This is a genomic window from Bradyrhizobium sp. NBAIM01, from assembly GCF_020194115.1.
In the GTDB taxonomy this organism is placed as follows: Bacteria; Pseudomonadota; Alphaproteobacteria; order Rhizobiales; family Xanthobacteraceae; genus Bradyrhizobium; species Bradyrhizobium yuanmingense.
The window spans coordinates 52,706-74,465 of record NZ_JADYVU010000015.1; the positions used below are offsets into that span (position 1 = coordinate 52,706).

At 64.0% G+C, this 21,760-nt stretch carries 21 protein-coding genes and 1 pseudogene; 11 read left to right on the forward strand and 11 right to left on the reverse strand.

From position 1 onward, the window contains the following. The first annotated feature begins 68 nt into the window (after positions 1-68). Entirely contained in the window at positions 69-746 is a 678-nt protein-coding gene (locus I6F31_RS31010) for a VOC family protein (RefSeq protein ID WP_225143300.1), read from the forward strand. 36 nt (positions 747-782) lie between these two features. Here the strand turns inward: I6F31_RS31010 and I6F31_RS31015 are convergent, their stop codons facing one another. The 5 genes from I6F31_RS31015 to I6F31_RS31035 form a co-directional block, all read right to left on the reverse strand. After that, positions 783-1,484: a response regulator transcription factor gene (locus tag I6F31_RS31015; protein ID WP_050996263.1), complete on the reverse strand. Its 702-nt coding sequence runs from the start codon at positions 1,482-1,484 to the stop codon at positions 783-785. Between the two features lie 115 nt (positions 1,485-1,599). After that, positions 1,600-2,292 carry a response regulator transcription factor gene (locus I6F31_RS31020; RefSeq protein WP_225143332.1) on the reverse strand — a complete coding sequence of 231 codons (693 nt, stop codon included), beginning with the start codon at positions 2,290-2,292 and terminating at the stop codon, positions 1,600-1,602. Between the two features lie 153 nt (positions 2,293-2,445). Beyond that, a complete protein-coding gene (locus I6F31_RS31025; RefSeq protein WP_225143298.1) occupies positions 2,446-3,642 on the reverse strand; it encodes a transporter substrate-binding domain-containing protein in 1,197 nt (398 codons plus the stop codon). Positions 3,643-3,785: 143 nt separating this feature from the next. Further along, entirely contained in the window at positions 3,786-5,501 is a 1,716-nt protein-coding gene (locus tag I6F31_RS31030) for a PQQ-dependent methanol/ethanol family dehydrogenase (protein WP_063824126.1), read from the reverse strand. 249 nt (positions 5,502-5,750) lie between these two features. Next, positions 5,751-6,200: a carbon monoxide dehydrogenase subunit G gene (locus I6F31_RS31035; RefSeq protein WP_036031382.1), complete on the reverse strand. Its 450-nt coding sequence runs from the start codon at positions 6,198-6,200 to the stop codon at positions 5,751-5,753. A gap of 562 nt (positions 6,201-6,762) precedes the next feature. On the opposite strand from I6F31_RS31035, the gene I6F31_RS31040 reads away from it, so the two are divergent. From I6F31_RS31040 to I6F31_RS31055, 4 genes are all read left to right on the forward strand, one after another. After that, on the forward strand, positions 6,763-7,248 hold the full coding sequence (locus I6F31_RS31040; RefSeq protein WP_036016131.1) for a (2Fe-2S)-binding protein: 486 nt from the start codon (positions 6,763-6,765) through the stop codon (positions 7,246-7,248). Positions 7,249-7,332: 84 nt separating this feature from the next. Continuing rightward, a complete protein-coding gene (locus I6F31_RS31045) occupies positions 7,333-9,675 on the forward strand; it encodes a xanthine dehydrogenase family protein molybdopterin-binding subunit (RefSeq protein WP_036016129.1) in 2,343 nt (780 codons plus the stop codon). A 13-nt stretch (positions 9,676-9,688) separates the two neighbouring features. Beyond that, positions 9,689-10,489: a xanthine dehydrogenase family protein subunit M gene (locus tag I6F31_RS31050; protein ID WP_036031377.1), complete on the forward strand. Its 801-nt coding sequence runs from the start codon at positions 9,689-9,691 to the stop codon at positions 10,487-10,489. A 208-nt stretch (positions 10,490-10,697) separates the two neighbouring features. Continuing rightward, positions 10,698-11,804, forward strand: coding sequence for a CaiB/BaiF CoA-transferase family protein (locus I6F31_RS31055; protein WP_225148638.1), 1,107 nt, complete (start codon positions 10,698-10,700; stop codon positions 11,802-11,804). Between the two features lie 127 nt (positions 11,805-11,931). Here the strand turns inward: I6F31_RS31055 and hppD are convergent, their stop codons facing one another. After that, positions 11,932-13,050: a 4-hydroxyphenylpyruvate dioxygenase gene (gene hppD, locus I6F31_RS31060; protein WP_036016122.1), complete on the reverse strand. Its 1,119-nt coding sequence runs from the start codon at positions 13,048-13,050 to the stop codon at positions 11,932-11,934. A gap of 122 nt (positions 13,051-13,172) precedes the next feature. Between hppD and I6F31_RS31065 the strand changes: the two genes are divergently transcribed. Together I6F31_RS31065 and I6F31_RS31070 are read left to right on the forward strand one after the other, a co-directional pair. Then, complete coding sequence (locus tag I6F31_RS31065) at positions 13,173-13,652, forward strand: Lrp/AsnC family transcriptional regulator (protein ID WP_036016121.1); 480 nt, start codon at positions 13,173-13,175, stop codon at positions 13,650-13,652. A gap of 74 nt (positions 13,653-13,726) precedes the next feature. After that, positions 13,727-14,038, forward strand: coding sequence for a DUF1272 domain-containing protein (locus tag I6F31_RS31070; RefSeq protein ID WP_036016119.1), 312 nt, complete (start codon positions 13,727-13,729; stop codon positions 14,036-14,038). 9 nt (positions 14,039-14,047) lie between these two features. Here the strand turns inward: I6F31_RS31070 and fahA are convergent, their stop codons facing one another. The 5 genes from fahA to I6F31_RS31095 all read right to left on the reverse strand — a co-directional run bounded on the left by fahA (position 14,048) and on the right by I6F31_RS31095 (position 19,676). Next, positions 14,048-15,316 (reverse strand): fumarylacetoacetase, encoded by a 1,269-nt coding sequence (gene fahA, locus I6F31_RS31075; RefSeq protein WP_225172775.1) that lies wholly within the window; start codon positions 15,314-15,316, stop codon positions 14,048-14,050. Between the two features lie 140 nt (positions 15,317-15,456). Then, positions 15,457-16,803, reverse strand: coding sequence for a homogentisate 1,2-dioxygenase (gene hmgA, locus I6F31_RS31080; RefSeq protein ID WP_036016113.1), 1,347 nt, complete (start codon positions 16,801-16,803; stop codon positions 15,457-15,459). 2 nt (positions 16,804-16,805) lie between these two features. Next, positions 16,806-17,762, reverse strand: a complete 957-nt coding sequence (locus I6F31_RS31085) for an MBL fold metallo-hydrolase (RefSeq protein ID WP_225148635.1) — start codon at positions 17,760-17,762, stop codon at positions 16,806-16,808. A gap of 22 nt (positions 17,763-17,784) precedes the next feature. Beyond that, positions 17,785-18,009 carry a DUF2783 domain-containing protein gene (locus I6F31_RS31090; protein ID WP_025032749.1) on the reverse strand — a complete coding sequence of 75 codons (225 nt, stop codon included), beginning with the start codon at positions 18,007-18,009 and terminating at the stop codon, positions 17,785-17,787. Positions 18,010-18,017: 8 nt separating this feature from the next. Beyond that, complete coding sequence (locus tag I6F31_RS31095; protein ID WP_225186609.1) at positions 18,018-19,676, reverse strand: FAD-dependent oxidoreductase; 1,659 nt, start codon at positions 19,674-19,676, stop codon at positions 18,018-18,020. Between the two features lie 111 nt (positions 19,677-19,787). On the opposite strand from I6F31_RS31095, the gene I6F31_RS31100 reads away from it, so the two are divergent. The 4 genes and pseudogenes from I6F31_RS31100 (at position 19,788) to I6F31_RS31115 (ending at position 21,721) form a co-directional block, all read left to right on the forward strand. Then, a complete protein-coding gene (locus I6F31_RS31100; RefSeq protein ID WP_057030293.1) occupies positions 19,788-20,321 on the forward strand; it encodes a MarR family transcriptional regulator in 534 nt (177 codons plus the stop codon). Positions 20,322-20,410: 89 nt separating this feature from the next. Further along, the gene (locus I6F31_RS31105; protein ID WP_225129955.1) at positions 20,411-21,130 is read left to right on the forward strand and encodes a methyltransferase domain-containing protein; all 720 of its coding nucleotides are present in this window, start codon (positions 20,411-20,413) and stop codon (positions 21,128-21,130) included. Positions 21,131-21,167: 37 nt separating this feature from the next. After that, positions 21,168-21,332 (forward strand): annotated as a pseudogene (locus I6F31_RS31110) (MarR family transcriptional regulator); the annotation flags it as partial. Positions 21,333-21,370: 38 nt separating this feature from the next. After that, positions 21,371-21,721: a hypothetical protein gene (locus tag I6F31_RS31115; protein WP_036030648.1), complete on the forward strand. Its 351-nt coding sequence runs from the start codon at positions 21,371-21,373 to the stop codon at positions 21,719-21,721. Positions 21,722-21,760: the final 39 nt, after the last annotated feature.

Consider the following 21,760-nt stretch of genomic DNA (forward strand, 5'->3'; position numbering starts at 1 on the left):
GAGGCTCCAAGGTATTTTATATCTCGTACACGATTATATCGTAACCGCTTATAATCAGGAGAGAAGCAATGCCTGCCCCCGATGCAAATGAGACCACCCAAGCGCCAACGATCGACATGAAGCTCGAAGTCGTCGTCATCCCTGTTTCGGACATCGATCGCGCCAAGAAGTTCTATGCGAACCTCGGATGGCGGCTCGATGCCGATTTCGCCGGGCCTGACGACTACCGCGTCATCCAGTTCACACCTCCCGGCTCCCCCTCCTCGGTCATTTTCGGCAAGAACGTGACCGCGGCGGCGCCCGGCTCCGCCCAGGGTCTGTACCTGATCGTCTCCGACATTGAAGCCGCGCGAGACGATCTGCGCGGTCGCGGCGTCGAGGTCAGCGAAGTCTTCCACGCTGAAGGCGACGTGCACACCGGACCCGACGAGCCTTATCTGTTCGGGCGCCGTCGGATTGCTGGTCTGGATCCCGCACGCGCCAGCTATCGCTCGTACGTCTCATTCAACGATCCCGATGGCAACGGCTGGCTGTTCCAGGAGATCACCACGCGATTGCCGGGACGCGTAGAGCCAGCAGGAACAACATTCACCTCCTCGTCCGAGCTCGCGAGCGCGCTCCGACGTGCGGCTAAGGCACACGGTGAGCACGAGAAGCGGAACGGCGGTCAGTACGATGCGAACTGGCCGGACTGGTACGCCGACTACATCGCTCGCGAGCAAGCCGGCCAGCCGCTACCGGCTTGAACCGCGGCTCGCCTCGTTCCGACGAATGACACCGGATTATCCTGAGGGCGGATCGGCCTGCGAACGCTCCCCCTTCAGGCCGGCGCCTTCGCCGGCCAGGGTCGCGAAATCGATCCGGGACATTTCGACGATGGCCTTGGTGCGGCTGAGCACGTTGAGCTTGCGCAGGATGTCGGAGACGTGGACCTTCACCGTGGTCTCGGAGATGTTCAGCTCGAAGGCGATCTGCTTGTTCTGCAGGCCGCGTTTGAGCATTTCGAGCACGCGCAATTGCTGCGGCGTCAGCTCGTGCAGGCGTTTCAGCAGATCCTGCGCCGGGCCGGCGGCGCGTTGCGGGCGGACGAGCCCGCGATAGGCGGCTGGGACACAGACCGCACCGCGCAGCACCTCGCCGATCGACTGCGCCAGCTCCTGCTTGGAGGACGATTTGAGGATGTAGCCGGAGACGCCGAGCGACAAGGCGCCGGCTATGATCTGCGGATCCTGATGCCCTGATACGATGACGACGGGAATCCTGGGAAAGGCCTTGCGGATGCGGATGATGCCGGAAAGGCCCGTGGTGCCCGGCATCGACAGATCGAGCAGGATGAGGTCGAGCTCGGCAGCCGCCGCGGCCTGCTCGAGCGCACCGTCGATCGACGTCGCCTGAAGGATCTCGGCCGCCGGCGCCGCCATCTGGAGCGCGCCCTCCAAGGCTTCTCGAAACAACGGATGGTCTTCGACGATCAGAAATCGCATCACGCGTGAGCCATTCCCGGTTGATTGGCCAGATGATCGAAGGGTTCGACGCCGAAACGAGAATGTCGCAGCCGGACCAGACCGGTTTGATCCAGATCAAGCAGGATATTGCGCGTCATTGCGGCCGCCCGCGGTCGGCCCGCGCATAAGGCCGGGCCTTGGGATCCGGCAGGTCCACCTTGCCGATCTCGATGATCGCCTTGTTGCGGCTGAACAGGCCGAGTTTGCGCAGAATTTCGGTGATATGCGCCTTCACCGTGGACTCGGCGAGCTGAAGCTCCTGGCCGATCTGCCGGTTCGGATAGCCGCGCCGCAGCAGATCGAGCACGCGAAGCTGCTGCGGCGTGAGCTCGCGCAGCTTGACCTCGAGCGCCTTGCTGGCCTCGGCCCGACGCCGCTGCGACGTTACCACGAAATCCTTCGGCACCGACACCGATCCGTTCAGCACGCCCTCGATCGACTGCGCCAGCTCGCGCTTCGACAGCGACTTCGGCAGAAAACCCGCGGCCCCAAGCTCCAGCGCCTCGCGAACGACGCGCTGGTCCTCCTCGCTCGACACGATGGCGACGGGCAGGCGTGGATGGGCCTCGCGCAAGCGCAGAAAGCCGGAGAAGCCGGTCGCATCGGGCAGCAGGAGGTCGAGCAGTGCGAGGTCGATGCCCTCGCCCTGCTCGGCCGTCAGGATGTGAAGGGCGTCCTCGATCGACATCGCCTCGACAATCCGCGCCTCCGGCAGAGCCAGCCGCACCGCATTACCGAGGGCCTCGCGAAACAGCGGATGATCGTCGATGATCAGGAAGCTGGTCATGGCGCCTTCACAGGACTGCACCGCCGAATGCTGCACCGTACGGGCATCCGCCGCCGCAGCGGAAGAGGCGGAACCATCCGGCATCAATCCGGCACCGGGATGGCGCCGGATGAACGCTACCACATCCTCCCGATCGGGTTCGGTCAAGACCGTTCAATCGTTCGATTCGACCTGGACCGTCAGCAGGAAGGAATAGATGCTGTTGACCTGGTCCTCGGTATAGACCTCCTTCCAGGCCGGCATGCCCTTGTTCGGCCGTCCCTCCTGCACGGTGGTCAAATATTTCTCGCGCATCTCGTCGCCGTAGCGGTGACGCAGCAGCCGCAGATCGATCTTGCGCTCGCTCTGGATCGCATCGGGACCGTGGCAGTGGGCGCAGGTTCCGTTGAAGATCTCCTTGCCCGCGCCGACGGCCTCAAGGCCCGGCGTGACCGCATCGCCCTTGGTCTCAGTCGCCACGACATTGGCGACCTGGACGACGCCGGCTCCGCTTCCCGTGCCCGTCGTCAGCGGCGCTGGCGTCGGCGCTGCGCCGAAGCGAACCGGCGCGCCGCCCGGCAAACCGTATTTCACGGCGAGCTCGCCGATCTTGCCCTGAAGCTGCGGCAGCACGGCATTGACGCGGTCGCGCAACTCGGTCGAGGCCTTGGCAAAGCCGATGGCGGCGTCCCATGACAGGCCCTCGCCCTCGGTGAGCTCGATCTGGTAGCGGCCGCCGTAGCTGGTCTTGTTCAGCCAGCCGGCGACCGGGCCCCAGATGAAGGCGACGTCGGCCCGGCCCTGGTCGAGCGCCTGCATGCCCTCCTCAGGCGACAGCACCGTCACTTTCTGGATGTCGTCGCGGCTCGCGAGCAGGTTTTGCGGCGTGCTGGCGAACTGCACGGCGACGCGCTTGCCCTTGAGGCCCTCGATGCCGCCGATCGCCGCGCCCTTCGCAGATTCCTTGGTGGCGACGAGGGCATAGCCCTCTTTGGCGATGGCGTCGGAGAAGATCACGGCCGGGCCCATGAAATCTGCGGACCGCGGCAGCCCGATCATGGCGTCGCATTGCTTGCCGAGCAGCGTGACCCGCACCGTGCGCTTGCCGAAATAGGATTTGTACCAGTCATAGGCGATCGGCCGGCCGAGCGCCTGCGCCAAGGCCTGCCCGATCTCGACATAGAAGCCCGGCTTCGACGAACTGTCGCTGGAGAATGGAAGGTTGGTCGGATCGGCGCAGAGACGGAACGGTTGCGCCTCGTTGGCCTGCAGCGGCGAGGCCGGAACGATCAGCGCCGCGGCGGCACATGCGAGCAGGCCTGCGATGGCGCGATGTCGGCTCGCACCGGTGGCGGAATGATTCGGACGCATCCTCGTCTCCCTTGGTGTTGGCTTTGTTGCGCCGGAGCTCGTTGAGCCGGGCGCAGCGGCACCAGGCATCGGCCGATGCCGCAGCTAAAATCCGGAGAAAGCGCGCGCGTATCCCGTCACCTCGAGGATACGCGCGCGAGTTGTCACTGGACGGAGAACACGAAGAGCGAGCCGCCCTCGGGGGCTGCGGCCGTCATCTTCTTTCCTACCTCGCCCAGGAACGCAGGCAGCGCAGCGGTGCGGCCGACGACGATGGCGACATATTGCTTGCCGTCGACCTGATAGGTCACCGGACCTGCGCCGATGCCGGAGCCGAGATTCTTGCTCCACAGCACCTTGCCGGACTTCGCATCGATGGCACGGAAGTCGCCATGGATGTTGCCGGCAAACACGAGGCCGCCGCCGGTGGTCAGCGTGCCGCCGTTGAAGGGCAGGTCTTCCTTGATCGACCAGACCTTCTTCTGCGCGACCGGATCCCAGGCGACGAGCTCGCCGAGGAAGCCGCCGGGGCCTTCCTTGGTCGGGAATTCGGCGCCGAGATAGAACACGCCGCGCTTGTAAGTGACGTCGCTGACCGACCAGTCCATGCAGACGTTGTTGGACGGGATGTAGACGAGGCCGGTCTGCGGATTGAACGACATCGGTTGCCAGTTCTTGCCGCCGATCAGGTTCGGGCAGATGTCCTTGGCGGGATGGCCCGGCCCGGGACGCTTGTCGGGATCCTCGACCGCGCGCATCGTGGCGACGTCCCACTTCTTGGCCCAGTTGGAGAACACGTATTTCTCCGCCGACAGCACCTTGCCGGTCTCACGGTTGGCGACGAAGAAGAAGCCGTTGCGGTCGGCCTTCATCAGCGTCGGAACGGTGCTGCCGCCGATCTTGAGATCCGCGAGCACGGCTTCGTTGACGCCGTCATAGTCCCACGCGTCGGCCGGCGTGGTCTGGATGTGCCACTTGATCTTGCCGGTGTTGGGATCGAGCGCGAGCGTCGAAGCCGTGTAGAGGTTGGTCAGCTTGCCGAAGTTGCCGTCGCCGGTCGAACGCACCGCCGTGTTCCACGGGGCGGGATTGCTGGTGCCCCAATAGACCGTGTCGGTCTTCGGATCGTAGGAGCCGACCAGCCAGGCCGCGCCGCCGCCATGCTGGGCGGAGTCGCCCTTCCAGGAATCGCCGCCGGGCTCGTCCGGCGAAGGAACGGTGTAGGTCTGCCACACCTGCTTGCCGGTGTTGATGTCGAAGGCCAGCAGCGCGCCGCGCACGCCGTATTCGCCGCCGCCGAAACCGGTGATGACCTTGTCGCGCACGACGAGCGGCGGCGAGGTGATGACCGAGCCCTGCTTGTAGTCGACCACCTTCGCCGTCCACAGCGACTTGCCGGTCGCGGCATCGAGCGCGGTCAGCTTGCCGTCGAGGCGGCCGACGAAGATCTTGCCGTCGGCGTAGGAGACGCCGCGGCTGTTCACGTCGCAGCAGGCGTATTGCAGCACGTCCTCGGGAATATCGGGCTCCCAGGTCCATTTGCGCTGCCCCGTCGCCGCATCGAGCGCATAGACGTATTTCGGACCCCACGAGCTCGAAACGTACAGCGTGTTGCCGATGACGATCGGCGAGGATTCGTTCGAACGCAACGACGCCAGCGAGAAGGAGTAAGCGAGCGTCAGCTTCCCGGCGTTCTCGGTGTTGATCTGCTTGAGCGGGCTGAAGCGCGTGTTGCCGTAATCGTGGCCGGCAACGGCCCATTGATTCGAATCGGATTGCGCGTTGAGCACCGAGTCGTTGGCGCGAACGCCCGGTGTAACGGCGGCGAGCATCGCAATCATGGAGATGCCGGCCAAGAAGCCCTTCGTTCCAAAGGTCATGTATTCCCTCCGCGATGTTGTTGTGCACGCCTCGTTGGGCGCCTGAGCGCACTGCGCTCGTGATGCGCAGTTCGCCTGCGAGCCATCGTTCGAAATTACAGCATCGCCGTTTCGCGCTTAGTATAGGCGGAAGGTAGTAGTGCAAATCATCGGCGGCTTTCGCCGCTCATCTTGTTGTCGCGCCTTGCGTCCTGCCCTTGTTTTGCAGCTTGAAATGCGCGTTCGAATGAAGGCGGCATCGCGCATCAATCACGATGATGGCGCTACCACGCCGGCGAGATTTTCGAAGAAGCTCGCGGCGAGTTTTCGCGACGTCGAGTCGATCAATCGCGAGCCGAGCTGTGCGAGCTTGCCGCCGATCTGCGCATCGGCCTCGTAGTGCAGGATGGTGACATCAGGGGCTTCTTCTTCCAGCCTGACCTTCGCGCCGCCCTTGGCAAAGCCGGCGACGCCGCCGGCGCCCTCGCCGACGATGCGATAGCCGTTGGGCGCATCGATATCGGTCAGCCTCACCTTGCCGCTGAACGCCGCCTTCACCGGACCGACCTTCAGCACCACGGTCGCCGTCATCTCGGTCGGCGACGCCATCTCGAGCGATTGGCAGCCGGGAATGCAGCGCCTGAGAATTTCGGGATCGTTGAGCGCAGCCCACACCGTGTCCTTCGACGCCGGGATCCGCTGACTGTCGTTCATCTGCATCGCTTCCACCCTTGTTGCCGTTGCCTGTACGGCTCGACTAGGGGCACGGGCGGCTGCGTTCAATCGCCAGGAAGTACTAGGCGCGCATGGCCCGGCGATTGGCCCGCCGGCCTCGCCCCGGGGCATGATTTCGCTGCATTGCCGTAAGCAAAATCAATGGCTTAAGTCGTCTCGTCCTACTACCAAGATCGCGATTACAAAGGCGGGGGCGCATGCTCCTATTCGCGCAACGAGCACGGCATTAAAGGGAGGAACGACGCACGACCGGGCCTAGGTCCAAGGCAAGCGGCGAGATGACCACGGCACGCGCGACCGGCTCACGCGCCTATTGCGGCGGCAGCCGAGCACGCCATTGCAGATGCTAGCTGCGACTTTCCGTGTGTCTCCCACAATGTCGCAGCACGTGATGGCGGCGGCACGAGACGTTGTGGCCGAATCGCAGATCGGCGACCGTCATCACGATGACCCTTCCATGACCGCGGTCAGCAAAAACCCAGTTGCAAAGTTTCGTTTGCGCTGTCTCTAATTAGAACCAATCAAAATAACTTTGGGAGGACTTCAAGTGTCTACAGTCAAACTGACGGTCAACGGCAAGGCCGTTGCTGTCGATGTCGAGGACCGCACGCTGCTGGTCCAGCTCCTGCGCGATCACCTCAACCTGACCGGGACCCATGTCGGCTGCGACACCAGCCAGTGCGGCGCCTGCGTCGTGCACATGGACGGCCGCGCGGTGAAATCCTGCACCATGCTGGCGGGGCAGGCCGACGGCGCCAGCGTCACCACGATCGAGGGCATCGCCAAGGGCGACGAACTGCACCCGATGCAGGCCGCCTTCCGCGACAATCATGGCCTGCAGTGCGGCTATTGCACGCCGGGCATGATCATGTCGGCGATCGACATCGTGCACCGCCATGGTGGACAGCTCGACGAGGCGACCGTCCGCACCGAGCTCGAAGGCAATATCTGTCGCTGCACCGGCTATCACAACATCGTCAAGGCGGTGCTGGACGCCGCCGGCCGCATGAAGGTCTCGCAGGCGGCCGAGTAAGCGGCGCGCCTCGAAACAAGAACAACCGTCGCAGCCGTCGATGGACGGCGCGATCAAGGAAATTTCCGGTCGGGAGGACCAGACATGGGTGTTGAAGGCATCGGCGCACGCGTCGTGCGCAAGGAAGACAAGCGTTTCATTACCGGCAAGGGCCGTTACGTCGACGACATCAAATTGACGGGTATGACCCATGCCTATTTCATCCGCAGCCCGCACGCGCACGCCAAGGTCAAGAAGATCGACTCGTCCGCGGCGCTGAAGATGCCGGGCGTGGTCGCGGTGCTCACCGGACAGGAGCTGGTCGACGACAAGGTCGGCAACCTGATCTGCGGATGGGCCATCACCTCCAAGGACGGCAGCCCGATGAAGATGGGCGCATGGCCGGCGATGGCGCCGGAGACGGTGCGCTTCGTCGGACAGGCAATTGCCGTCGTGATCGCCGACAGCAAGAATCTCGCGCGCGACGCGGCGGAAGCCGTCGTGGTCGACTACGAGGAGCTCCCCGCGGTCGCCGACATGCACGCCGCCATCAAGCCCGGCGCGCCGCAGCTTCATCCTGAGGCGCCCGGCAACCAGGTCTATGATTGGGTGATCGGCGACGAGGGCGCGGTGAATGCTGCCTTCTCGAAAGCCGCCAATGTGGTGAAGCTCGACGTCACCAACAACCGCCTCGCGCCGAATGCGATGGAGCCGCGCGCGGCGATCGCCGATTACGACACCGCGGAGGAGCACTTCACCCTCTATACGACGTCGCAGAACCCGCACGTCGCCCGTCTCGTGCTCTCGGCGTTCTACAACATCGCCCCCGAGCACAAGCTGCGCGTGATCGCGCCCGACGTCGGCGGCGGCTTCGGCTCCAAGATCTTCATCTATCCCGAGGAGATGGTGGCGCTGTGGGCCTCGAAGAAAGTCGGCCGTCCCGTCAAGTGGACCGGCGACCGCACCGAAGCCTTCCTCACCGACGCGCATGGCCGCGATCATATCACCCATGCCGAGATGGCCTTCGACGCCAACAACAAGATCATCGGCCTCAAGGTGAAGACCTACGCCAATTTCGGCGCCTACATGTCGCTGTTCTCGTCCTCGGTGCCGACCTATCTCTACGCGACGCTGCTGTCGGGCCAGTACAACATCCCGGCGATCCATGCCGAGGTGATCGGGGTCTACACCAACACCACGCCGGTCGACGCCTATCGCGGCGCGGGCCGGCCGGAGGCGAGCTATCTGATCGAGCGGTTGATGGAAACGGCGGCGCGGCAGCTGAACGTCGATCCGGCCCAGTTGCGGCGGACCAACTTCATCACCCAGTTCCCGCACCAGACGCCTGTGATCATGGCCTACGACACCGGCGACTTCAACGCTTCCCTCGATGCGGCGATGAAAGCGATCGATTATGCCGGCTTCCCTGCCCGCAAGGCCAAGGCGAAGGCCGACGGCAAGCTGCGCGGCATCGGCGTGTCCTGCTACATCGAGGCCTGCGGCATCGCGCCGTCGAAGGCGGTCGGCAGCCTGGGCGCCGGCGTCGGCTTGTGGGAATCGGCCGAGGTGCGCGTCAACCCGGTTGGCACCATCGAGATCCTCACCGGCTCGCACAGCCACGGCCAGGGTCACGAGACCACCTTCTGCCAGCTCGTCGCTGAGCGCCTGGGCGTTCCGATCAGCCAGGTCTCGATCGTCCATGGCGATACCGACAAGGTGCAGTTCGGCATGGGTACCTACGGCTCGCGCTCGGCGGCCGTCGGCCTCACCGCGATCCTGAAGGCGATGGAGAAGATGGAATCCAAGGCCAAGAAGATCGCCGCGCATGCGCTGGAGGCATCGGAGGCCGACATCGTCATCGAGAACGGCGAGTTCAAGGTGACAGGCACCGACAAGGCGATCGCCCTGCCGATGGTCGCGCTCGCGGCCTATACGGCGCACAATCTGCCTGACGGGATGGAGCCGGGTTTGAAGGAGAGCGCCTTCTACGACCCGACCAACTTCACCTTCCCGGCCGGCGCCTATATCTGCGAGCTCGAGGTCGATCCCGGCACCGGCAAGACTTCCTTCGTCAATTTCGTCGCGGCCGACGATTTCGGTCGGCTGATCAACCCGATGATCGTCGAGGGCCAGGTCCATGGCGGCCTTGTACAGGGGATCGGGCAGGCGTTGCTCGAGCATGCGATCTATGATGCGAACGGCCAGCCGGTCACGGCCTCGTTCATGGATTACGCCATGCCGCGCGCCGACGACGTGCCGTCGTTCAACCTGTCCCACACCACGACGCTCTGCCCGGGCAATCCCTTGGGCATCAAGGGTTGCGGTGAGGCCGGCGCGATCGGCGCATCGGCGGCCGTGATCAACGCGATCACGGATGCGATCGGCAAGAACAACCTGGAAATGCCCGCAACCCCTGACAGGGTGTGGCGCACGATCCACGCGGCTTAAGGGAGGACCGAAGATGTACCAGACCACCTATCATCGCGCCTCCTCGGTCGACGAGGCCGCCAGCCTGTTCGCCAAAGGCAGCGAGTCGAAGTTCCTCGCCGGCGGCCAGACGCTGCTGCCGGTGATGAAGCAGCGCCTCGCAGGTCCCTCCGACGTCATCGACCTCGGCAGGATCAAGGAGCTGCAGGGCGTCGAGCTGTCGGGCGACACTCTGACCATCAAGGCCGCGACGACCTATTACGACATCATGACGAATGCCGATGTGAAGCAGGCGATCCCCGCGATCGCCTATCTCACCTCGGTGCTCGGCGACCCCGCCGTGCGTTATCGCGGCACGATCGGCGGCTCGATCGCCAACAACGATCCGGCTGCGGATTTCCCGGCGGCGCTGCTCGCGCTCGGCGCCACCGTGAAGACCAACAAGCGGTCGATTGCGGCGGATGATTTCTTCCAGGGCCTGTTCACGACGGCGCTCGAAGACGGCGAGATCATCACCGCCGTGTCATTCCCGGTGCCGGCAAAGGCGGGCTACGAGAAGATGCGGCATCCGGCCTCGCGCTTCGCGCTGACCGGCGTGTTCGTGGCGCAAGCCAAGTCGGGCGAGGTTCGGGTCGCCGCCACCGGCGCCTCGCAAACCGGCGTGATGCGGGTGGGCGCGATCGAGGCGGCGCTGAAGGCGAACTGGTCGCCATCGGCGATCGACAGCGTCAGCATCTCGGCGAACGGATTGCTGGCCGACATCCACGGCACGGCGGAATATCGCGCCAATCTGATCAAGGTGATGGCACAACGCGCGGTCGCTGCTGCGCGCTGACAGTTCGACTTAGCGTCTCCACGCAAATTTTCCGCGGCGCGCACTTCGGTGCGCGCCGTTTTATTTTGGCCGTGCGGCATGAAAACCGCTTGCCTCGCTGGCGTGAAGGCGAGAAAAGTTAATCGGCCGATTAACTCGCTCAACAGAAGAAACGTCAGAGGCGATTGCCGATCGCCGGCATCCGTCCGCGACCCGAGGAAACAACAACGTGCTCGACAAACCCTCCCCCACCTCCTCCGTCCGCGCTTCCGGCCCGCTCTCGGGCTTCCGCATCGTCGAATTCGCCGGCATCGGGCCCGGTCCGTTCGCCTGCATGATGCTGGCCGACATGGGCGCCGACGTCGTCACGCTCGACCGCGTCGGCGCGAAGAAGAGCATGAAGTCGGTGGCCGGGCGCGGCCGCAAGGTGATCGAGCTCGACCTCAAGGACAAGGCGGCGATCGCGCAAGTATTGGATCTGCTCGCGAGCGCGGACGCGCTGGTCGAGGGTTTTCGCCCCGGTGTGATGGAGCGGCTCGGCCTCGGGCCGGACGTCGTGCTCGCACGCAACCCGAAGCTGGTCTATGGCCGCATGACCGGCTGGGGCCAGGAAGGCCCGCTCGCCAACGCCGCCGGCCACGACATCAATTACATCTCCATCACCGGCGCGCTCGCCGCGATCGGTACGAAGGAAGCGCCGGTGCCGCCGCTCAATTTGGTCGGCGATTTCGGCGGCGGTGCGCTCTATCTCGTCGTCGGCGTGCTCGCCGCACTGCTGGAAGCACAGAAGTCGGGCAAAGGCCAAGTGGTGGACGCGGCGATGTGCGACGGCGCGGCCTCGCTGATGTCGTTCTTCTTCGACATGACCACGATGGGACGCTGGACCGAGGAGCGCAACCAGAACTTCCTCGACGGCGGCGCGCATTTCTACGGCGTCTACGAATGCGCCTGCGGGCACTTCGTCTCGATCGGCTCGATCGAGCCGCAATTCTACGCGCTGCTGCGCGAGCACGCCGGCCTCACCGACGCCGATTTCGACGCGCAGATGGACCGCAAGGCCTGGCCAGCGCTGAAGGAGAAGCTGAAGGCCGTGTTCAAGAGCAAGACGCGCGAGGACTGGTGCAAGATCATGGAAGGCACTGACATTTGCTTCGCGCCGGTGCTGACCATGTCTGAGGCGACACAGCATCCGCACATGGTCGCCCGCAACGTCTTCATCGAGCGGCACGGCGTGAAGCAGCCGGCGCCCGCGCCACGGTTCTCGCGCACGCCGTCAGCGGCACGCGAGCCGGAGGCGGCGGGGATCGGCGCGGTGATGAAGGCCTGGCAGCGGTAGAGCCAGCGGGCACGCTCTCGTAGGTGGGCAAAGCGAAACGTGCCCACCACTTTGGGCGAGATCACAGAGAGATGGTGGGCACGGCGCTACGCGCCTTTGCCCGCCCTACGGCAGCGCGGCTGACGTCCTACGCCGCGTCCCCCACCTTCAACACGCCGCGCCGGATCTGGTCCTCCTCGATCGATTCGAACAGGGCCTTGAAATTGCCCTCGCCAAAACCGTCGTCGCCCTTGCGCTGAATGAACTCGAAGAAGATCGGGCCGATTGCGTTGGCCGAGAAGATCTGCAGCAGCACCTTGGTCTGGCCGCCATCGACCACGCCCTCGCCGTCGATCAGGATGCCGTTCTTCTTGAGCCGGGCGACATCCTCTCCGTGCTTGGGCAGGCGCGTATCGATCTTCTCGAAATAAGTGTCGGGCGGCGACGGCATGAACGGCAGGCCGGCATCGCGCAAACCTTCGATGGTGCGATAGATATCGCGGCAGCCGCAGGCGATGTGCTGGATGCCCTCGCCGCGATAGGTCTGCAGATATTCCTCGATCTGGCCGGACTCGCCGGCGTCCTCGTTGATCGGAATGCGGATCTTGCCGTCGGGGCTAGTCAGCGCGCGCGAGAACAAGCCGGAGGCGCGGCCCTCGATGTCGAAGAAGCGGATCTGGCGGAAGTTGAACAGCTTCTCGTAGAACCCGGCCCAGACATTCATGCGGCCGCGATGGACGTTGTGGGTGAGATGGTCGAGATAGAACAGGCCGGCGCCATGCGGCTTGGGATCGCGCGCGCCCAGCCATTCGAACTCGGCGTCATAGGCCGAGCCCTTGGCACCGTAACGATCGACCAGATAAAGCAGGCTGCCGCCGATGCCCTTGATCGCGGGCACATCGAGCGTCTTCTGCGCCGACGACACATCGGCCGGCTCGGCGCCGAGCGCAATCGCGCGGTCATAGGCCGCCTTGGCATCGACGACGCGAAAGGCCATGGACGGCGCACAAGGGCCGTGGGCGGCGACGAACTCATAGCCGTGCGTGCCGGGCTCCTCGTTGACGAGATAGTTGATGTCGCCCTGGCGATAGACCGTGATCTTCTTGGTTCTGTGGCGCGCGACCGGCGCATAGCCCATCAGCTTGAACAAAGCGTGCAAGTCTTGCGGATTGGGATGGGCGTATTCGACGAACTCGAAGCCGTCGGTGCCCATCGGGTTGTCGGCAGTGATCGTGGCCGGCGGTGCATCGTGCGGAAACGGTCCCATGGTGTTCTCCCGAATGGCTGCTGACAGGGAACTATCCTTCATGGGCCATGCAATGAGCGTGCAAACGAGACGGGCTTTGGCTATTCTATGCACGATCCGCGCATGAAACGGATGAAAGACGCATGATTTCTGTTGACGCCTTCGACCTCAGGATTCTCGGCGCGCTCCAGGACGATGGCCGCCTCACCAACCAGGAGCTCGCCGAGCTCGCGGGCCTGTCAGCCTCGCAATGCTCGCGGCGGCGGATGCGGCTGGAGGAGGAGAAGGTGATCGCGGGCTACCACGCCGACCTCTCCAGCGAGGCGCTCGGCTTCGGCGTGATCGCCTTCATCCAGGTGGGACTGGCGACACATTCGCCGGACAATTCCAAGCGTTTTCGCGCGCTGGTGAACCGGATCGATGAGATCCAGGAGGCGTATTCGCTGACGGGCGATGCCGACTATGTGCTCAAGGCCGTGCTGCGCGATCTCAAGGGCCTGTCCAACCTCGTCAATGACGTGCTGATGCCGCACCAGAGCGTGGCGCATGTGCGCTCCTCGATCGTGCTTGATAGGCTGAAGGAGAGCTCGAAGCTGCCGCTGAAGGAGATCAAGCCCGGCTGAAATCGAGGGAACTATGGCATTCGCGCTGGCAACGCGATCTGCGATGATCGCAGCTCCAGTTGCGGAGATTCAACATGGCGCTCCAGCTGCGACCGAACTGCGAATATTGCGATTGCGACCTGCCGCCCGACGCGACCAATGCGCGGATCTGCTCCTATGAATGCACGTTCTGCGCGGACTGCGTCGAGACTAAGCTGTTCAATGTCTGCCCGAATTGCGGCGGCGGCTTCGCTCCGCGGCCGATCAGGCCGGCGCAGGAATGGCGGCCGGGCGTATGCATCACCAAGCAGGCGCCGTCCGACAAGCGGGTGCATCTGAAGTACAGCGTCGAGGATGTCGCGGCGCATTGCGCGCGGCTGCGCGACGTGCCGCCGGAGAAACGGTGATTTGGCCCGCTACTCCGCCGCCAATATCGTTCCTTCGACCTCGCCGAACCCGACGCGATAGCCGTTGCCCTGGCACCAGCCGCGCATGACGAGGCTGTCGCCGTCCTCCAGAAACGAGCGCCTGGCGCCGCCGGGCAGTTCGACCGGCTCGGTGCCGTTCCAGCTGATCTCGAGCAGGCTGCCGCGCTGGTTCTTCTCCGGGCCGGAGATGGTGCCGCTCCCTAAGAGATCGCCGACATTCATGGCGCAGCCCGAGGAGGCGTGGTGCATCAATTGCTGCACCGACGACCAGTACATGTACTTGAAATTGGTGCGGCTGATGCTGGCGGGCGCATTGGCACCCGCAGCGCGCAAGGAGACGTCGAGCTCGACATCGTAGTTCTGCGGCTTGGTCTGCTTGAGATAATCGAGCGGCACCGGCTGCTGCTCCGGCCCATTCAGGCGGAACGGCTCCAGCGCCTCGCGCGTCACCACCCAGGGGCTGATCGAGGTCGCGAACGCCTTTGCAAGGAACGGACCGAGCGGCACATATTCCCATTGCTGGATATCGCGCGCGCTCCAGTCGTTGAGCAGCACGAAGCCGAAGATCATCTCCTCGGCCTGTTGCTCGCTCAGCATGCCGCCCATCGGCGACGGCTGACCGATGACGACACCCATCTCCAGCTCGAAATCGAGCCGCTTGCACGGCGCAAAGCTCGGCAGCTCCACGTTCGGCGGCTTCAGCTGCCCGCGCGGCCGCTTCACCCTGGTGCCGGAGACCACGACGGTGGAGGCGCGGCCGTTATACGCGATCGGCATATGCAGCCAGTTCGGCTGCAGCGCATTGTCCTTGCCGCGGAACATCACGCCGACATTGGTGGCGTGCTCCTTCGACGAATAGAAATCGGTGTAGCCGGAGACGGCGAAGGGCAGGTGGAGCTTCGCGTCGCGCATGAGAACGAAAGCGCGCGAGCGCAACTGCTCGTTATCGCGAAGCTCCGGATTGTCGTGCCGCAAGAGCTCGCTGATGCGCGCGCGGGTTTTCGACCAAACCTTTGGACCCAGATGCATCAGGGCGTTCAGTCCTCCTGCAAATGTGCCCGGATCGCCCGCACTGATCAGGCCATCTTGCTCGAGCTCCCAGAGATCGAGCACGTAGTCGCCGATCGCTACGCCGAGGCGCGGGGCACGGCCATCCTTGGTCGAGAACACGCCATAGGGCAGATTTTGGATCGGGAAGTCCGAGGCCGGATCGACGGCGATGAAGGAGCGGAGGCTGGGGTCGTTGGGGTGGGGCATTGGTTCCTGCCGAATGTTTATTCACAGTTTCTCCGCCGTCATTCCGGGGCGCGCGGAGCGCGAGCCCGGAATCCATATTCACAATCGTGGTTATGGATTCCGGGCCTGCGCCTTCGGCGCATCCCGGAATGACCAAGTAACTACGGCTTGCCCGGATCGAACCGCTTCTCCAACCCCTTCCAACAATCCGCGTAATCGGCCTGGAGCGTGGCGGCGTTCGCCGCATGCGCGGTGACGCGCTGCGGGTAGCGGGTCTCGAACATGAAGGCCATGGTGCCGGTCAGCTTCACCGGCTTCAATTCGCCGTTGCTGGCGTGCTCGAAGGCGTCGCGGTCGGGGCCGTGCGGCAGCATGCAATTGTGCAGCGAGATGCCGCCGGGGACGAAGCCCTGCGGCTTGGCGTCGTAGACGCCGTAGATCAGGCCCATGAACTCGCTCATGATGTTCATGTGATACCAGGGCGGCCGGAAGGTATTTTCCGCGACCATCCAGCGCTCCGGGAAGATCACGAAGTCGATATTCGCGGTGCCCGCCGTCTCCGACGGCGAGGTCAACACCGTGAAGATCGAGGGATCGGGATGGTCGAAGCCGATCGCGCCGACGGGAGAGAAGGTACGCAGATCATACTTGTACGGCGCGTAATTGCCGTGCCAGGCCACGACGTCGATCGGCGAATGCGGCAACGTGGTCTTGAACAGCGAGCCGCCCCATTTCACGTAGAGCTCGGTCGGCGTGTCCTTGTCCTCGTAGTTTGCCACCGGCGTCAGGAAGTCACGCGCATTGGCGAGGCAATTGGCGCCAATCGGCCCGCGCTCCGGCAGCGTGAAGGCGCCGCCATAATTTTCGCAGAGATAGCCGCGCGCCGGGCCGTTCGGAATCTCGACGCGGAACTTGACGCCGCGCGGGATCACCACGATCTCGCCAGGCTCGGCATCGATACGGCCGAACTCGGTGACAAGGCGCAGATTGCCCTGCTGCAGCACGAACATCAGCTCGCCGTCGGCATCGTAGAAATGCTGATCCACCATCGACTTGGTGATGAGGTAGACATGCGCGGCCATGCCGGCCTGCGTATTCACATCCCCCGCCGTCGTCATGGTCTGCACGCCCTGAATGAAGGTGACCTCCTCCTTCGGCAGCGGCGTCGGATCCCAGCGCAGCTGCGCGATCGGCAGGTCGTATTCATGGCACGGCGCCGAACGCCACAGCCCGGCGTCGACCTTCTCGAAGCGGCCGGAATGCTTCACTGAGGGGCGGATGCGGTAGAGCCAGGAGCGCTCATTGCTGCCGCGCGGCGCGGTGAAGGGCGAGCCCGAGAGCTGCTCGGCATAGAGTCCGTAGGCGCAGCGCTGCGGCGAGTTGCGCCCGATCGGCAGCGCGCCCGGCAGCGCCTCGGTCTCGAAAGAGTTGCCGAAGCCGGACATGTAGCCCGGCGTCACCTGGGCCGAGCTGCGGATGATCTGATCAGGCGAGGTATTGATGTTCATGACTATCCTCCTCCTTGCAAAGCGGCCCACATTTCCTGGTCGCGCTTGTCGGTCCAGATCACGGGGTCGTCGATACCGGATGCTTCGTCGTAGGCGCGCGAGACATTGAACGGCAGGCAGTGCTCGTAAATGGCAAAGCTCGAGAATTTCGGATCCATCACCTCGCGCGTCGCCGCCATCGATTCCTTTAAGCTGCGGCCCCTGGCGACCGAGATTTCGGCCGCGCCATAGAGCGAGGTGACGAAGTCGCGCGTCATCGCGATGGCCTCGCGCACCGTGGCGGTGCCCTTCAGCGCATCGCCGCGGCCCGGCGCGATCGCCTTCGGATTGAAGTTGCGGATCTCGTTCAGCGTCATCGGCCATTCGCGCAAATGCGCATCGCCGCAATAACAGGCCGAGTGATATTCGATGAGGTCGCCCGAGAACATCACCTCTGCATCCGGCACCCAGCCGACGATGTCGCCCGAGGTGTGGCCGGCGCCGAGCTGCATCAGGCGCACCTCGCGCTTGCCGAGATAGATCGTCATCTCGCCTTCGAAGGTCAGCGTCGGCCAGGTCAGGCCGGGAATGCTCTCCGCATCCTGGAACAGGCGCGGAAAGCGGCCGTACTCGGAATCCCAATCCTGCTGGCCGCGCTCCGCAATCAGCCGATGAGTCTCCTGCGAGGCGACGATACCTTGGGCGTGATAGGCGGAGGCGCCCAGCACGCGCACGGCGTGATAATGCGACAGCACGACATATTTGATCGGCTTGTCGGTCACCGTGCGGACCCGCTCGATCACCTTGTTCGCCATGGCCGGCGTCGCCTGCGCGTCGAACACGAGGCAGCCATCGTCGCCGACGATCACGCCGGTGTTGGGATCGCCCTCGGCGGTGAAGGCATAGAGATCGGTGCCGATCTCGGAGAAGGTGATCTTCTTCTCGGAGAGATCGCCGGTGGATGCGAAGTTCTTCGCCATCAATTCGTCCTTCAGGTCAGGGTTATTGTTGTTGCTGTTGCTGCTGCTGGCCGTCGATCATGCGGCGCTTGGCGAGTCCGATCGCCTCGCGCAGCACGTCGATGTCGCCGATATGATTGGCGAGGATCAGAACCAGCGCCGCGTCGAAATCGGCGCTCTGCTCCTCGGTCAGGCCGCGATGCGCCTCGACGATGGCGCGGAAGGCGTCGTCAGGGCGCGCGAAGTTCGAACTGGTGGAGAGCGGCATGCCAGACCTCAATACAAACCTTCGGCTCGCGCCAGCGCCGCCGCGATCGCCGAACGGGTCGGATGACGGAAGCGCGCCGCGACATAACCGTCGGGCCTCAGCAGGTAGGCGGCACCCGGCACGGCGCCGTAGCGCTTTGCGATTAGGCCCGAGGGATCGGCAAATTCACCGTCGGCGCCAATGCGGATGCCCTTGATACCATCAGGCGCATCGATCGGCGCGCCATTGCTGAACGACAGCAAGGTGAAATCCGTTCCACCCTTGCGGAAGGCATCCGTCAGATAGATCGGCTCGCCGGCGGACGTTGCGGCGGGCGCGTCGAGCATCGAACCGCCGGGCGGCGGTCCACCGCGCCACGTATCCGCATCAAGCGAGGACAGCGGCGTATCGTAGCTGCACGGCACCGACAGCCGACCGCCATTGACCATGCGCTTGCCGAACTCGGTTTCCTTGGCCAGCGACAGCACCGCCTTGCGCAACCGCGCCTCCTGATGCGAGTTCGGTGCCATGAAGTCGGTCGAGCGGGTGGATTCGCGGATGTTCTCGTCGGCCGCCATGCTGCGCTCGAGATGGTAGCTTTCGAGCAGGCTCGCAGGCGATTTGCCGCGCAGCACGCGGTCGAGCTTCCAGGACAGATTCTCCGCGTCTTCGAGTCCCGAATTCGCGCCACGCGCACCGAAGGGCGAGACCTGGTGCGCGGAATCGCCGGCAAAAATGACGCGGCCATGGATGAAGCGGTCCATCCGCCGGCACTGGAATTTGTAGAGCGAAATCCACTCGAACTCGAACTTGTCATGGCCGAGCATGCGCGCGATCCGCGGCCGCACGTTTTGCGGCTTCTTCTCGAGGACCGGATCGGCATAGCGATTGAGCTGGAGATCGATGCGCCAGACATCGTCGGGCTGCCGGTGCAGCAGCGCCGAACGCCCGGCATGGAACGGCGGATCGAACCAGAACCAGCGCTCGGTCGGAAATTCCGCGGTCATCTTGACGTCGGCGATCAGGAACTGATCCTCGAAGACCTGGCCGGCGAATTCCGCCCCGGCCATCTGCCGCAGCGAGGAGCGCGCGCCGTCGCAGGCGACGACATAGCGCGCATTCAGGCGGTAGGCGCCCTCGGGCGTCTCGATCGTCAGCAGCGCGGATTCGTTGCGCTGCTCGAGCGCTGTCACCTTGTTGCGCCAGCGCAGGTCGATCTCCGGCAGCTCGTTGATGCGATCAACCAGATAGGCCTCGGCGTAATATTGCTGGAGATTGATGAAGGCCGGCCGCTTGTGACCGTCTTCGGGCAGGAGATTGAACTGGTAGAGCTGCGACTCGCCATGGAAGATCCGCCCCACACTCCACACCACGCCCTTCTCGACCATGCGGTCGCCGACGCCGAGCCGGTCCCAATATTCCAGCGAGCGTTTCGAGAAGCAGATCGCGCGCGAGCCCTCGCCGATGCGGTCGGCATCATCGAGCAGCACGACGCGCTGGCCGCGCTGGGCAAGATCGATCGCCAGCGACAACCCGACCGGGCCCGCGCCGACGATCACGACCGGATGCGCCGCGGGGCTCGAGCCGGGGCGGTCCTGATCGGGGTGACGGCGGTAGCCGAACTGGGTCTTGGCTTGAGCGGTCTTAGCTTGAGCGGTCTCGGCGTGAGGGGTATTGGCCGGCGCCATACACGAACCTCGGCTCTGGTCAGGACAGGATCGATCTGCTAGATAGTCTCACGTGCAACTATTTTGGACCGGAGCCGGCCGGCCGTCAACTGGAATTCGGAGGCGCTCTCCTTGGCGAGGACATCCAGCGACATCGCGCTCAAGGCGCGTGCGGCCGACGAGCGGCCAAAGCCGCGGCTCGATTTGTTCAGGTTCGTGCCGTTCCGCCTCAATCGGCTCGCCGCGGAGGTCAGTTCCGCGCTGTCGGTCGAGTATCAGGAACGCCACGGCCTCGACATTCCGGCCTGGCGCGTCATCGCCACGCTCGGCTTCCGCAATGATGCCTGCAGCGCGCAATACATTTCGCAATGCACCCGCACGCACAAATCCACCATCAGCCGCGCAGTGACGGCGCTGCTCAGCGACGGCCTGATCGAGCGGGTCGAGAACGAAGCCGACCGCCGCGAATTCCGCCTGCAACTGACCAGGAAGGGCCGCGCGCTCTACGAGGAGCTGTTCCCGCAATTGCTGCGGCGAGAGGACGAGATCCTCGCCTGCCTCTCGGCCCAGGAGCGCAAGCAGCTCTCGGCCCTGCTCGGCAAGATCGAGCAGAGCCTCGATCTGATCCAGACCAGCGAAGAGGCGGATGCGAAGCAGGCGTATTAGGGCGCCCACCCATAAGGCGCAGACGTCAGCTATTGGGAGCCCGGTTGAGAAAACTTGGTAGGACCGTGACGGCAGCGAGGTATATAGCGATGCTCCTTGTGGCGTTTGCCGCAACTCGCGCATACGCCGCTGACATAGGTTATCTGGCTCCCCCTGGAGTCGCGGCAAACGAGTTTCCCTCACCGCAGCGTCCTGTCGCACGGATCGTCAGCCCGCGCCGCTCCGCCGAAGAGCGCCGCGACGCCCTCAATGAGGCCGGTCAAATCGCACGCGCTCTTGAACTGAAACCAGGGATGACTGTCGGCGACATTGGAGCAGGCAGTGGCTACCACACGGTCAGGCTCTCGCACCTCGTCGGATCCGCCGGCTCTATCGTTGCCCAGGACGTCACGCGGGATTACCTCGTCGAACTCGCCAGGCGAACAAAACTTCTGAAGTTGACAAACGTGCAATTCGCGCTCGGCGAACCACACGACCCGCGTCTGCCCGCTTCCTCGCTGGACGCCGCAATCCTTGTGCATATGTATCACGAGATAGCCCAACCCTATGCCTTTCTCTACAATCTTGCGTCCGCCTTGAAGCAAGGTGCGCGGGTCGGAATTGTCGATCTTGAGCTTCCGACGTCGAAGCATGGCACGCCAATTGAGCTCTTGCGCTGCGAGTTGACCGCCGTCGACTATCGCGAGATCGCCACATATAAGCTCGCAGGGGGCGGAGGATACCTGGCGGTATTCTCTCCTCCGGAGCTAGCGGCTCGAAAATCTCCCCACGATATCGTTGCTTGCGGGGATCCTGCCGGTGCTCGTTGACATCGCGCCCGCCTCCCGTCTCAACCCATCCGACGAACTCTACGAGGAGCTGTTCCCGCAATTGCTGCGGCGAGAGGACGAGATCCTCGCCTGCCTCTCGGCGCAGGAGCGCAAGCAGCTCTCGGCCCTGCTCGGCAAGATCGAGCAGAGCCTCGATCTGATCCAGACCAGCGAAGAGGCCGACGCCAAGCAGGCGTATTAGGGCAGGCTGTCGCGAGCGGTTAGTAGATGAGAGGCGAAATGAATAGCCAAGAATTCGTTGAAGCCATCAAGCGCTATGTGAAGGATGCCGCAATCGAAGATACAATAGCCGGTCTGAAGAACCCTCCGGGTAGGAGTGTGCCGCTCCGAGAGCGGGCGTGCTCGGATTGGTACAACGGCCTACGACCGGAAGACGCTGATAACGTTAATCGCGTGATCGCGACATCAGTCCATCAAGCGCTGTTCGGGCTTCTTGCAGTGCTCGATGGCGTACGAACCATTGACGACGAAGCGGGACGGTTCGAGCTGACTTATGTTGGCGCGAAGCGGATCTTGCTCAACGATCAACAGGCCATTGGTCTACACGACCTCCTGAACGCCCCGAACTGAGCTGGTGGGTAGAGCGCCAGCGAAACCCATCCTACGAGC